Raw genomic sequence first — 12,956 nt, forward strand, 5'->3', positions numbered from 1 at the left:
ATGACCGGCTTCGGGTCCGCCGAGGGGAAGGTCGGCGCCTCCAGCGTCAGCGTCGAGATCCGCACGGTCAACCACCGCTTTTTTAATCCGAGCATCAAGCTCCCCGCTGCCTTCGGCAAGTGGGAGGGCGATGTGCGCGAGGTGCTGCGCCAGCGAATCGCGAGAGGGCACGTCGCCCTCACCGCGCGCGTGGAGCGTGAGCCGGGACGCGGTGCAGGGATCAACGAACAGCGCTTCGGGGAGTACGTCGTGATCCTTCGCGGTCTGCAGGCCCGCCACGGCTTGGCCGACTCGCTCGATGCCGGCACCATCCTCGGCCTTCCGGACGTCGTGGACGCGCATGCCGAGGAGGTGGAGACAGGCGCCGTTGGCGAGTTGCTGGCAATTGTCGAGCAGGCGATCGGTGCCTTGCGGCAGATGCGGAGCGAGGAAGGCGGCCGTCTGGCGGTCTTCCTCCTCGAGCGCGTCTCGCTGGTCGAGGACGGGGTTCACCGGGTTCGCGATCGGGCGCCGATTCGCCTTTGCGAACAGGTGACCCGCCTCCGCAAGGCGGTTAAGGAGCTGGCCGCCGCGGCGAACGTGGATCAGCAGCGCCTCGCGCAGGAAGTGGCGATTCTTGCCGACAAGCTCGATATCGCCGAGGAGCTCGATCGCTTCGATTCGCATATCGGGTCGTTCAGGCAATCCGTGCGGGAGAGCGGCGAGGAGCCGGTGGGCAAGCGGCTTGGCTTCCTCCTCCAGGAGATGGTTCGCGAGGCCAACACCACCGGCAGCAAGGCCAACGATGCCACGATTTTCGCCGACGTAGTGATGATCAAAGAAGAGCTGGAGCGGATTCGAGAGCAGGTCGAGAACATCGAGTGAGCCCTTTCCCGCTCATCCTTTCGTCGCCTTCGGGCGCTGGAAAGACGACGATTGCGAGGGAACTGGTCAAGCGACGCACCGACCTCGGCTATTCCGTATCTTGTACCACCCGGCCGACCAGGCAGGGGGAGGTCGAGGGTCGCGATTACTACTTCCTGACCGCGCCGGAGTTCGAGATCGCGCGGGAGCGGGGCGAATTCGCAGAATCGGCCGAAGTCCATGGCTATCTTTATGGTACGCTGAGACGGGAGGTGGACCGGGTACTGGCATCGGGCCGCCACGTCGTGATGGACATTGACGTCCAGGGAGCGCGCCACTTGGCCGCCGCGTATCCCAGTTCGGTGCTGGTCTTCGTCCTGCCGCCGGACGCCGGAACGCTGCTGGCGCGACTGCGGGGCCGAGGCACCGAAAGCGCGGATTCGTTCTCCAGGCGGCTTCGGAGCGCCGTCGCGGAGCTTAGAGCCGTGGACTCGTATGGTTATGTTGTAGTGAACGCCGATCTCGATCACGCGGTTTCGTCTGTGTCCGGGATCCTCGACGCCGAATCGAACCGGCTCGCTCGAATTGACGGAATCCACGCCCTTGTCGGGGCGATGGTGACCGATCTGGAGAGCGAGCTCGCAAAACTGAACAGGAGCTAGAGAGACATGCAGGTTTTCCTTCCCAAGGATGTCGCGAAGCACGCGACCAACAAGTACCTCGGAGTTCTCGTTGCCGCCAAGTTCGCTCGCGTGCTCAACGAGTTCCCGCGCGATCGCTCGGCCCCGGGTGAGAAGAAGCTGACGACGCGCGCACTCGAGGATCTCACTGAAGGAGAGATCCAGTATCGCGTCATTCCGCGCCGCCGCGCGGAGTAGTTTCGGTGCGGCCTTTTGACGGCCGCCGCATTCTCCTGGGCGTAACCGGGGGAATCGCCAGCTACAAGTCGGTGATGCTCGCGCGTCTGCTGACACAGGCGGGCGCGGAAGTGGATGTCGTCATGACGAGGGCTGCGCTGGAATTCGTCGGCGCCATCACTTTCGAGGCCGTCACGGGCCGCCGCACTTACTCCGAGATATTCGGTCCGGGAAACGCACTGGATCATATTCGGCTCGCCCGCGAAGCGTCCGCGTACGTCGTCGCCCCGGCGACCGCTGATTTCATGGCTCGAGCGGCCCACGGACACGCCGGCGATCTGCTGACCGCGTCCCTGCTCGCGAACACATCACCCGTGTTGCTCATACCGGCGATGAACGACAGGATGTGGGCCAACGCCCAGACGGTGCGGAACGTCGCCCACCTGCGCGAGCTCGGGTACACTGTCGTAGACCCTGACGAGGGCCCGTTGGCCGTCGGGGAAGGCATGGGCCCCGGTCGAATGCCGGAGCCGGAAGCGATCATCGCGCATCTCTCCCGACTTCTCGAGGGGAATGGAGATCTGTCCGGACGGAGTCTGCTCGTGACTGCCGGAGCGACCCGCGAACCGATCGATCCTGTGCGCTTCATTTCGAATCACAGCACCGGGAAGATGGGGGTCGCAATCGCCGCGGCGGCAGCGCGTCGCGGTGCACGAGTGACACTGGTCGCCGGCCATCTCGAAGTGCCCGTCCCACTATTGGTGACCAGAGTGCAAGCCGAGACCGTCGAGGCGATGCGCGACGCCGTGGAACGGGAGCTCCCCGGAGCGGACGCGCTGATAATGGCAGCCGCTCCCGCCGATTATCGGCCGGCGAAAGTGGCGACGCAAAAGATGAAAAAATCCGCGTCCGCGCTTTCTCCTGTAATCGAGCTCATGCAGACCGACGACATACTCGTCTCGACCCGGGCGGCAAGAAAGCCCGGCGCCGTGGTGATCGGATTCGCACTCGAGACGGAGAATCTTCTCGAGAATGGGGCCGCCAAGCTCGAGTCCAAGGATCTCGACATGATCGTGGCCAACAGTGCCTTGGAATCAGGTGCGGGATTCGGCGGCGATTCCAACCGCGTCACGCTGCTAAGCCGCGGTGGCGCAATGGAAGCCATTCCGCTCATGCCAAAGACCGCCCTTGCCGAAATCATTCTCGACCGCCTTGTCGCGCTGCTGAATGGACGCCAGGGATAAGCTCCGCCTCTATCTCGAGCAGCGGCGCGACCTCGGCGAATCCGAGCTCATCCTCGACTCGATGACCGTCGAGGAAGCTCTTCGCGCGATTGGTGCGCTGGCGCGTGGAGGATCCGCACCAGCGCGAAGCCCTCAAGACGAGCCAGTCGCCAGCGGGGATTGGCGCACGGTTCTCGGTCAGCCCTCCGCCCTCCCCGAGCCCGAGCCAGCCGCGCCGCCCGGCCCGGGCCTCGTGGCCGGCGCCGCCCCCGATGAGCTCTTCAACGCCGACGTCATGGGACACACCTCACTCAAAACGCTCGCCTCCGCCCTCGAGTCGTGCACGCGCTGCCCTCTGTACAAGACGGCCAATCACGCCGTGCCGGGAGAGGGCAATACGAACGCCCGGCTGGTGTGCGTCGGCGAGGCGCCCGGCGCCAGCGAGGACGAGACGGGAAGGCCATTCGTAGGCGCCGCCGGACAGCTCCTGACCAAGATCCTCGCCGCGGTGGATCTGACCCGCGAGGAAGTGTTCATCGGAAACGTCATCAAGCACAGGCCACCCGGAAACCGGAACCCCACCCCCGGCGAGATCGAGGCATGCAGTCCCTGGCTCGTCCGCCAGCTGGAGCTGATCAAGCCAAAAGTAATCCTTGCTCTCGGCACCTTTGCAGCGCAGACTCTTCTCAACACGAAGACGCCGCTAGGGAAGCTCCGTGGCGAGATCCATCGCTACCACGGCATACCTGTCGTCGTCACCTATCACCCTGCCGCACTGTTGCGCAATCCGTCGTGGAAACGCCCGACCTGGGAAGATGTCAAGCTCGCCCGTAGAATTCTCGATAGCGCCTCAGGCGCGTGATCCATATTCCGAACGCCGCCCTCCTTACTCCGAGGACGCCGAGCAGGCCGTGCTGTCGGCCATGCTCATGGATCAGGCCGCGGTTCTTCGCGCGTCGGAGCATGTAGACGACACGATGTTCTACCGCGAGGGCAATCGGCGAATCTTCCGCGCCATGCTCTCGCTCTCGGAGCGCGGCGACGTCATTGACCCGCTGACCCTCTCCGAGGAGCTCTCCCGGACCGGCGACCTGCAGGCGAGCGGCGGAAAGGACTACATCGCGTTCCTCGTGGACGCGGTTCCGACGTCCGCCAATATCGAGTACCACGCGAAGATCGTCCGCGAGAAGGCGCTTCGCCGCCGTCTGATCGAGGTTTCCACCGCGATCGTATCGGAAGCATTCGAGTCCGCGGCGCCGGCTGCCGAGCTTCTCGACGCAGCAGAGCAGAGGATCTTCGAGGTCAATCAGGCCCGCGGCACCGAGGCGTTCACCCGCCTCAAGGAGCTCCTGTGGCCGACGATGGAGCGGATCGAGCTCCTCCAGCGAGGCGACGATTCGATCACCGGCGTCAGCAGCGGGTTCAAGGATCTCGACGAGCTGACTGCAGGGTTTCAGCCGTCCGATCTCATCATCGTCGCTGCTCGTCCAGCCATGGGCAAGACCGCGTTCATTCTCAACATCGCGCAGAATGCCGCGCTCGACCACAACGTGCCGGTCGCCTTCTTCTCACTCGAGATGAGCAAGGAGGCACTGGTTCAGCGACTCCTCACGTCGGAAGGTCGCGTGGATGCGCAGCGACTCAGAAAAGGGCGCCTGCACGATGACGAGTTCGTACGACTCGGGCGCGCAGCCGGCATACTCAGCCACGCTCCCATCTGGATAGACGATACTCCCGGAATAACGCTTCTCGAGATGCGCTCCAAGGCGCGACGTCTCAAGATAGACAACGACATCGGCCTCATCGTGGTGGACTATCTTCAGCTGATGCAGGGACCGTCCAACCAGGAGAACCGGCAGCAGGAGATCAGTTACATCTCGCGGTCGCTAAAATCCCTCGCGCGCGAGCTTCGTGTGCCCGTCGTCGCGCTTTCGCAGCTCTCGCGCGCACCCGAGCAACGCACCGGCGAGAACAAGCGCCCGCAGCTCTCCGACCTCCGCGAGTCGGGAGCCATCGAGCAGGACGCCGATCTGGTCATGTTCATCTACCGGCAGGAGATGTACGACGGGCCCACCGACAAGGATGGGAACTCCCTCGAGGGACGCGCGGAGATCATCGTCGGCAAGCAGCGCAACGGTCCGACGGGACTCGTCAATCTCTACTTCAACAAGACCTTTACGCGCTTCGAGAGCCACTCGGCCCGTACGCAGCCGCAGTGACCCCAAAGGCGCGAAGCGTTTTTCGCTGCAGCAATTGCGGCGCCGAGCACCCGCGGTGGGCGGGAAGGTGTGATGTCTGCGGTGAATGGAACTCGCTCGTCGAGGAGATGATTTCGCGGTCGGCGGCCACGATTTCCGGACAGAGCGGGTCATCGCGCCGCATTGGCGGCCACAAGACTCTCGCTGAGGGCGGATCGGTCGCCCAGCCAATCAAGCTGAGGGATGTCGTCGGTGCCGCAGAGCCGCGCTGGAAAACCGGGCTGGCGGAATTCGATTACGTGCTCGGCGGCGGCATCGTTCCGGGATCCATGATCCTCATCGGTGGCGAGCCGGGAATCGGCAAGTCCACACTCATGCTGCAGGTCGCGGCGAAGCTGGAGAGCAGCGGACATCACACTCTCTACGTCTCGGGCGAGGAATCGCCGCTTCAGGTGAAGATGCGCGCCGAGCGCCTGTCCGACCGCGCGGTTGAAGTAGATATGCTGGGTGAGACGCTGCTCGAAACGATCATCGCCACCGCCGCCTCGGTCGGTCCTTCCGTCCTGATGGTGGACTCGATTCAGACCGTGTTCACCGCCGACCTGGATGGCCCGCCGGGCAGCGTGGGACAGGTGCGCGAGTGTGCTGCGCGGCTGATGCGATTCGCGAAAGAGACCGGCATCACCGTGTTCGTCGTTGGCCACGTGACGCGTGAAGGCGGGATCGCCGGCCCCAAGACGCTCGAGCATATCGTGGATACGGTCCTATACTTCGAAGGCGAAGCGATGCTCGATCATCGAATCCTGCGCGCCATCAAGAACCGCTTCGGCAGCGTGGATGAGATCGGTGTTTTCCGGATGACCGAGACAGGTCTGGATCCGGTCGCCAATCCCTCCGAGCTGTTTCTCGGAGATCGAGACAACCACGCATCGGGCAGCGCGGTAACGGCATTGCTCGAGGGAAGCCGGCCGGTGCTCATCGAGATTCAGGGGCTCGCGGCCAAGGCCGGATTTGGAACGCCGCAGCGTGTGGCGACCGGATTCGACAATCGCCGGCTCGCGCTGCTGCTCGCGGTGCTGGACAAGCGCGCGGGGCTCTCGTTCGCGCAGCTCGACGTGTTTCTCAACGTCGTCGGAGGTGTGCGGTTGCAGGAACCGGCGGGCGATCTCGCGGTGGCGGCAGCGCTCGCGTCCAGCGTATACGACCGGCCAGTCGGCGCCGAGGCGGTGTTTCTCGGCGAAGTCGGCCTCGGTGGCGAGATCCGGCCCGTATCGCAATCCGAGCGCCGCCTGGCGGAAGCGGCGAAGATGGGGATCACCACCGCGTTCATGGCGAAGCGGTCGATTCCCGGGCGAGTCGCGAAAGGAATCCGTCCGGTCGGGGTCCGCACGATCAGCGAGCTCTTCACCCATCTTTTCCAGTGACGCACGACGTCGGCGTTGTGATTGTCGCCGGCGGAAAGGGGACGCGCGCCGGAGGCGAGGAGCTGAAGCAGTTCCGCTGGGTGGCGGGGAAGCCGATGCTTCTGCACAGCGTGCAGCTTTGCCAGCAGCGGGACGACGTGGGAATTGTGGTGGTAGTGCTGCCGCACGAGCATGTCGGCGACCCGCCCCCGTGGCTCTTTCAGTGCGACACCGAACGTCTCCTGCTTTCAGTGGGCGGACGCGACCGCGGTGATTCAGTGCGCAACGGACTCCAGGACCTTCCCGATGACGCGCGAATTGTCGTCGTGCACGACGCTGCGCGGCCTCTCGCGACGGCTCGCATGCTTGACGACGTGATCGCCGAAGCACGGCGGGGCAACGGCGCGGCTCCTGGTCTCGCGGTTGTGGACACGCTCAAGCGCGTGGACGCAGACGGACGCATCGTCGAGACAGTGGACCGCGCGAATCTCGTCAGAATCCAGACGCCACAAGCTTTCCCGCGGGATATGCTCGAGCGCGCGCATGCGGACGGATTGCGAAGTGGCATCAACGCCACCGACGACGCCGCGCTTTGCGAGCGCATCGGCATGACCGTCGTCGTGGTACCGGGAAGCGAGCGCGCGCTCAAGATCACGACCGAGGCGGACTTCGCGCGGGCCGAGGCGCTTGGTATCTTGCGCGAATGACCGCTGCACCGCTCGTCGTTCCGTTCTGGTCACCCGACGAGATCGAGGCGGCGCTGCCGGGCACGATAGCGCATCTCAACGCGAGACAAGTTCTCGCGTACCCCACCGAGACTGTGTACGGTTTCGGCGGAGCGGTGGACCGGGAGTCGGTCGCCAACCTGATCGCGCTGAAGGGGCGGCCGCCGAACAAGCCGTTTCTCCTGATCGTCGCTTCGAGCGAGATGATCACGCGGCTTGGCCTTCATCTGACGAGCTACGCCTCGCAGCTGACTGCGCGGTTCTGGCCCGGACCGCTCACGCTCGTCCTGCCTGGTGGCGAGAAGCGCGTCCCCGAGCAACTGCGCGGCCCCGAGGGGGGCATCGCCGTTCGGTGGACACCGCACGCCGGACTCGCCAGACTCGTGCGCGCGTATGGCGAGCCGATAACTTCGACGAGCGCCAATCGTCCCGGTGTGCCGCCGGCGACCAACGCGCATGAAATCGTGGATCAGTGGGGCGAAGCAGTGACGAACGGAACGCTGCGCGTGCTCGACGGAGGCCAGCTTGTCGAGTCCGCCCCATCTACGGTCGTGGACTGTACCGGGCGGCGCCCGCGGGTAATCAGACCGGGGGCGATTTCGGTGGCGAAGCTTCGCGAATGCGTACCCGACGTCGTCGGAGACAACTGACCGATGCGCATCCTTTTCGTTTGCAGCGGCAACACGTGCAGAAGCCCTCTTGCGGAAGCGATCGCCACGCGGATGTTCGCCGACGCTAGACGGAGCGACATACAGGTCGCGAGCGCAGGCACGCAGGCATGGGACGGCTCGCCGGCCAGCGATGGGTCGCTGCTGGTCGGAATGGAGCGGAATCTCGATCTTTCCGGCCATCGGTCCCGCCTCCTCACGAAGGAGATCGTGAAGGAAAACGACTTGATCCTCGCCATGGCCCCATCACACCTGGAGCGCGTGAAGGAGCTCGACCAGGCAGCGAATTCCCACCTTCTCGTGGGCTTCGCGTCGGGAGACGCGACTGGCCAGTCAGTGCAGGATCCGTTTGGCGGCGATCTCTCGGCGTATCGCGAAACGGCCGACGAGCTGGAGCGCGAGCTCTGGAAACTTCTGGAGCGGATTCCGGCGCCATGATTGCGCGTGAGCGGCTGGTGCTCATCGGACACCCGGTATCGCACTCGCTCTCGCCCGTGATGCAAAACGCCGCGCTCAAGGCGATGGGTCTCCCGCTGCGCTACGAAGCACTCGATGTCCCGCCAGAGCAGCTCGTAATTGTGCTCGCAGAGCTATCGCGGTGCAGCTGTGCGGGTAACATCACCGCTCCCCACAAGAAATCGGCGATGCAGGCGATTGCCGGCTGCTCGGAGCTCGCCCGCCGTGCGGGCGCGGTCAACACTTTCTGGAGTGACGGCGGAGGAACGCTGGAGGGAGACAACACCGATGTCGCGGGATTCGACGCAGCCGTGATCGAGCTTCTCGGCGGAATGCCCGATGGTGCGCGTGTCGCGGTGCTTGGCGCCGGGGGGGCCGCCGGCGCCGTGCTGACCGCGGTTGATGCGTGGCCCGGTGCGACGGCCACGGTGCATGCCCGCGACCTCGCGCGGGCGATGGCGATGCGCATGCGGCATTCCGCGGTCGTCCGGGCGTGTTCGATGAGGGACCCGTGCCTGGCGGAGGCCGATCTTGTGGTGAATGCGACACCGATCGGAATGGGGACGGACGAAATGCCGGAAGATCTCGAACGCCTCGCACCACACGCGGTCGTCTTCGATCTCGTGTACGGCCCGCGCGAAACCGCATGGGTCCGCGCTGCGCGAGCCATGGGCCACACTGCGTCGGACGGGCTGCGAATGCTTCTCCACCAGGGTGTCGCGTCGTTCGAGCGCTGGTTTGCCACACCACCCGATGCAGAGGTGATGTGGAAGGCGCTCCTGGAGGCGACCGGCCGCGGCTGACCGCCGCACGGGCTCACGGCCTCATTCGCGCCGCGGCTGCAGCCGCCGCGGAGCTTCTGCTTCCCATCTGCTGCGTCGTGTGCAACCGCCTCCTGTCGGCGGGTGAAGAAGGAATCATCTGCGGTCATTGCTGGTCGCTCGCGCGAGAGCTGCCGCATCCCCGTTGCCAGCGTTGCGGACATCCTGTGGACACCCATCGCTGCCGCTGGTGCCCACTGCTGCCCCCCTTCGTGCGCGCGGCGCGATCATTCTGCTGGATCGGCGCCGGGAGCGGCCGCGATATCGTCCACGCCCTCAAGTACGATGGCTGGACGCGCGCAGCCGAGGCAATCGCCCGCCGCATGGCCCGCGTGTCGTGGCCTCTCGACGTCGTGGAGGAGCGCGCCGCAATCGTTCCCGTTCCGCTGGCAGAATCGCGACTCCGCGAGCGCGGCTTCAACCAGAGCGCCCTCATCGCCGCGCGGCTCGCCGAATTGTGGGAAATCCCGGTGTGGAGCGATTGTCTCACCAGAGCAACCGCGCTGCGGCGGCAGACGGAGTTGACTCCGGGGGAACGACTGAGCAATGTTGCCGGAGCATTCGCCGTCCCTCAATCGGCGCTCGAGTCACTTCGCGGCGCGCACATCGTGCTTCTCGACGACGTGGTTACGACAGGGGCGACGCTTCGCGCCTGCGCCAGCGCGCTCTTTGCATCCGGTGCCAGGACCATCAGCTACATGACATTCGGCCGCGCGCCCGCGTCGGGCGACCGGCTCAATCGATAGGATATTCGCCAAATGGCAATAAGAGTCGGCATCAACGGCTTCGGCAGAATCGGCAGGCAGGTCCTTCGCGCGGCGAAGGAGCAGGGAGTAGTCGATCTTGATTTCGTCGCCATCAACGACCTCACCGACACGAAGACGCTGGCGCACCTCTTCAAGTACGATTCCGTGCACCGCACGTATCAGGGCGACGTCGAGGCGTCGGCCAACTCCATCAGCGTGGACGGCGACGAGGTACTCATTCTGTCGGAGAAGGATCCGGCGGCGCTGCCGTGGCGCGACCTCGGAGTGGATGTCGTGCTCGAGTCCACCGGCCGCTTCACCAACGCCACCGATGCGCGCAAGCACATTGACGCCGGCGCCCGCAAGGTTCTCATCTCCGCTCCGGCCAAGGGCGAGGACATCACGCTCGTCATGGGCATCAACAGCGACAAGTACGATCCGGCGAAGCACCACATCATTTCCAATGCGTCGTGTACGACGAACTGTCTCGTTCCCATGGTAAAGGTCGTGCGCGACAACTTCGGCTTCCGTCATGCATCCATGCTGACGGTGCACAGCTACACCAACGACCAGCCGATACTCGACTTCCCGCACAAGGATCTCCGCCGCGCGCGTGCCGCCGCGCTCTCGATGATTCCGACGACAACCGGCGCGGCCAAGGCGACGTCGCTGGTGATTCCCGAGGTGAAGGGGCTGATTGACGGCATTTCGATCCGCGTGCCTACGCCTGATGTCTCGTTCACCGACCTCATGGTCGAAGTCGAGAGACCCACCACCATCGCCGAAGTCAACGCCGCGTTCCGCGCGGCCGCCGAGGGACCGCTCGAGGGAATCCTCCAGTATACTGAGGAAGAGCTCGTTTCGAGTGATTACATCGGCAACCCGTCCTCCTGCATCCTCGACGCAAAGACGACGAACGTCATTGACGGAACGATGGTGAATGTCTGCGGCTGGTATGACAACGAGTGGGGATATTCGTCGCGGTGCGTGGACCTGCTGCGCTTCATCGGCGCGCGACTTTAACGGCCGGCGCGTGCGGAAAATGACGATTCGCGATCTGTCCGACGAGCAGCTCAGAGGCAAGCGGGCGCTCGTGCGCACCGACTTCAACGTGCCTCTCGACGACAACTGCGAGATCACGGACGACACGCGCATCCGTGCCGTGCTTCCGACGCTGCGGCTCCTCCTCGACCGGGGCGCGCGGCCGGTAATCCTCTCGCACCTCGGAAGGCCCAAGGGCAAGCCCGATCCGAAGTATTCGCTGCAGCCCGTCGCAACGCGCCTCGAGGAGCTGATCCACAGAAAGGTCACGTTTGTCGAGTCCACCGACACCGACGAGGCGATGAAGGCGTCCCTGTCGCTGCCGGACGATGAGATTCTCCTTCTCGAGAACACGCGGTTTCTCGACGGAGAAGAATCGAACGACCCGCGGCTTGCCCGTTCGCTTGCCGAGCTCGGCGACGTATTCGTCAACGATGCTTTCGGCGCGGCGCACCGCGCGCACGCGTCCACCGCCGGGATCTGCGAGTGGCTGAGGCCCGCGGTGGCCGGCCTGCTGATGGAGCGCGAGCTCGATTACCTCGGCCAGGCGCTGGGCGATCCCGAGAGGCCGTTCGTGGCGATTCTCGGGGGCTCCAAGATCTCCGGCAAGATTGACGTCATCGAGCATCTCCTGCCAAAAGTGAATGGCGTTCTCATCGGCGGCGCGATGGCGTGCACGTTCTATCGCGCGATGGGCCTGGAGACAGGCAAGTCCCTCGTCGAAGATGACAAGGTCAGTCTCGCCCGTGATCTCATGGATGAGTGGGGGCCGCGAATCACACTTCCGCACGACGCGATGGTCGCGCCGTCGATCGAGCAGGCGGCGTCCGCGCATGTCGTTCCGCGCGGTGGCATTCCCGCGGGTGAAGCGATGCTCGACATCGGGCCTCGAACGGCCGAGTCGTTTGCGCGGGCGATTGCTTCGGCGAAGACCGTTCTCTGGAACGGACCCATGGGCGTCTTCGAGACTCCGCCGTTCGACAAGGGCACACGCGCGATCGCCGACGCGATGGCGGCCGCAACGCACAAGGGAACGGTGACGATCGTCGGCGGTGGCGACTCCGCCGCGGCCGTGGCGCAGGCCGGTCTCTCCGAAAAGATGAGTCATGTCTCGACAGGCGGGGGCGCATCGCTCGAGTTCCTGGAAGGGAAGAACCTTCCCGGCGTGGATGCCCTCGACGATGCGGAGACGTCATGAACCGTCCCGTGATGGCCGCGAACTGGAAGATGAACAATGGACCGACGATGGCCCGTGAGTTCATGCAGTCGTTCCTCGATCAGTACCCCCGTCAGAACGACCGCACGATACTGTTCTTTCCGCCGGCGCTCTCGTTGGGCACCGTCGCTCACGCGATCGCCGACAGGCACGACATCATTCTGGGTGTTCAGAACGTGCACTGGGCGGATCAGGGCGCGTTCACGGGTGAGCTCTCCGTTCCGATGGCGCGCGATTCCGGCGCGCGGGTTGTCCTCGTCGGACATTCGGAGCGGCGGCACGTCTTCGGTGAGACGGATGAAGAAACCGCCCTCAAGTGCGCAGCCGTCGAGCGCGGCGGTCTCACTCCCATGCTTTGCATCGGTGAGACGCTCGAGCAGCGCGACGCGGGGCAGGCGGCTGAGATAGTTGTCGCTCAACTCCGCGCGGGCTTCTCGAAACTGACGCAGCTGACGATCCGGGAAGTGATGGTTGCGTACGAGCCGGTGTGGGCGATCGGAACGGGACGCAATGCCACGCCTGACGATGCGACCGCGATGCACTCGGTGATACGCCAGGAGCTGCGCACGCTATGCGGAGATCGCGCCCGCGCCACTCCTATTCTGTACGGTGGGAGCGTGAACGCGGTGAATGCGCCGTCGCTGGTCGCGGCTGAAGAGGTGGACGGGCTGCTGGTGGGCGGGGCGAGTCTTGACGCAAGCTCCTGGTTGGCTGTTGCTCGCGCGTAATCACGACCGTGCTGGACACACGAGCGCTGCT

15 protein-coding genes are annotated in these 12,956 nt (G+C 64.8%); all 15 read left to right on the forward strand.

What is annotated here, in order from left to right; genetic code table 11:
* Genes Q7S20_14010 through tpiA form a run of 15 tightly spaced genes read left to right on the forward strand, consistent with a single transcriptional unit; the run spans position 1 to position 12,925 of the window.
* Positions 1–864: a YicC/YloC family endoribonuclease gene (locus Q7S20_14010; GenBank protein ID MDO8502944.1), complete on the forward strand. Its 864-nt coding sequence runs from the start codon at positions 1–3 to the stop codon at positions 862–864.
* A complete protein-coding gene (gene gmk, locus Q7S20_14015; GenBank protein ID MDO8502945.1) occupies positions 861–1,505 on the forward strand; it encodes a guanylate kinase in 645 nt (214 codons plus the stop codon). Before Q7S20_14010 ends, gmk begins: the two co-directional genes overlap by 4 nt.
* A gap of 6 nt (positions 1,506–1,511) precedes the next feature.
* Positions 1,512–1,721: a DNA-directed RNA polymerase subunit omega gene (locus Q7S20_14020; protein ID MDO8502946.1), complete on the forward strand. Its 210-nt coding sequence runs from the start codon at positions 1,512–1,514 to the stop codon at positions 1,719–1,721.
* A 5-nt stretch (positions 1,722–1,726) separates the two neighbouring features.
* Positions 1,727–2,944 (forward strand): bifunctional phosphopantothenoylcysteine decarboxylase/phosphopantothenate--cysteine ligase CoaBC, encoded by a 1,218-nt coding sequence (gene coaBC, locus Q7S20_14025; GenBank protein MDO8502947.1) that lies wholly within the window; start codon positions 1,727–1,729, stop codon positions 2,942–2,944.
* Positions 2,928–3,785: a uracil-DNA glycosylase gene (locus tag Q7S20_14030; protein ID MDO8502948.1), complete on the forward strand. Its 858-nt coding sequence runs from the start codon at positions 2,928–2,930 to the stop codon at positions 3,783–3,785. Before coaBC ends, Q7S20_14030 begins: the two co-directional genes overlap by 17 nt.
* Positions 3,739–5,142 carry a replicative DNA helicase gene (dnaB, locus tag Q7S20_14035; protein ID MDO8502949.1) on the forward strand — a complete coding sequence of 468 codons (1,404 nt, stop codon included), beginning with the start codon at positions 3,739–3,741 and terminating at the stop codon, positions 5,140–5,142. The genes Q7S20_14030 and dnaB overlap by 47 nt, the downstream gene beginning before the upstream one ends.
* Positions 5,139–6,545: a DNA repair protein RadA gene (radA, locus tag Q7S20_14040; protein MDO8502950.1), complete on the forward strand. Its 1,407-nt coding sequence runs from the start codon at positions 5,139–5,141 to the stop codon at positions 6,543–6,545. The genes dnaB and radA overlap by 4 nt, the downstream gene beginning before the upstream one ends.
* Entirely contained in the window at positions 6,542–7,231 is a 690-nt protein-coding gene (gene ispD / locus Q7S20_14045; protein ID MDO8502951.1) for a 2-C-methyl-D-erythritol 4-phosphate cytidylyltransferase, read from the forward strand. Before radA ends, ispD begins: the two co-directional genes overlap by 4 nt.
* Positions 7,228–7,899 carry an L-threonylcarbamoyladenylate synthase gene (locus Q7S20_14050; GenBank protein ID MDO8502952.1) on the forward strand — a complete coding sequence of 224 codons (672 nt, stop codon included), beginning with the start codon at positions 7,228–7,230 and terminating at the stop codon, positions 7,897–7,899. Before ispD ends, Q7S20_14050 begins: the two co-directional genes overlap by 4 nt.
* A 3-nt stretch (positions 7,900–7,902) precedes the next feature.
* The gene (locus tag Q7S20_14055) at positions 7,903–8,355 is read left to right on the forward strand and encodes a low molecular weight protein arginine phosphatase (protein MDO8502953.1); all 453 of its coding nucleotides are present in this window, start codon (positions 7,903–7,905) and stop codon (positions 8,353–8,355) included.
* Complete coding sequence (locus Q7S20_14060; GenBank protein MDO8502954.1) at positions 8,352–9,176, forward strand: shikimate dehydrogenase; 825 nt, start codon at positions 8,352–8,354, stop codon at positions 9,174–9,176. Before Q7S20_14055 ends, Q7S20_14060 begins: the two co-directional genes overlap by 4 nt.
* Entirely contained in the window at positions 9,140–9,940 is an 801-nt protein-coding gene (locus Q7S20_14065) for a ComF family protein (protein ID MDO8502955.1), read from the forward strand. Before Q7S20_14060 ends, Q7S20_14065 begins: the two co-directional genes overlap by 37 nt.
* A gap of 12 nt (positions 9,941–9,952) precedes the next feature.
* Positions 9,953–10,963, forward strand: coding sequence for a type I glyceraldehyde-3-phosphate dehydrogenase (gene gap, locus Q7S20_14070; GenBank protein MDO8502956.1), 1,011 nt, complete (start codon positions 9,953–9,955; stop codon positions 10,961–10,963).
* A gap of 19 nt (positions 10,964–10,982) precedes the next feature.
* Positions 10,983–12,179, forward strand: coding sequence for a phosphoglycerate kinase (locus Q7S20_14075; GenBank protein ID MDO8502957.1), 1,197 nt, complete (start codon positions 10,983–10,985; stop codon positions 12,177–12,179).
* Positions 12,176–12,925: a triose-phosphate isomerase gene (tpiA, locus tag Q7S20_14080; GenBank protein ID MDO8502958.1), complete on the forward strand. Its 750-nt coding sequence runs from the start codon at positions 12,176–12,178 to the stop codon at positions 12,923–12,925. Before Q7S20_14075 ends, tpiA begins: the two co-directional genes overlap by 4 nt.
* Positions 12,926–12,956 lie beyond the last annotated feature (31 nt).

Source organism: Gemmatimonadaceae bacterium, assembly GCA_030647905.1.
GTDB lineage: Bacteria > Gemmatimonadota > Gemmatimonadetes > Gemmatimonadales > Gemmatimonadaceae > UBA4720.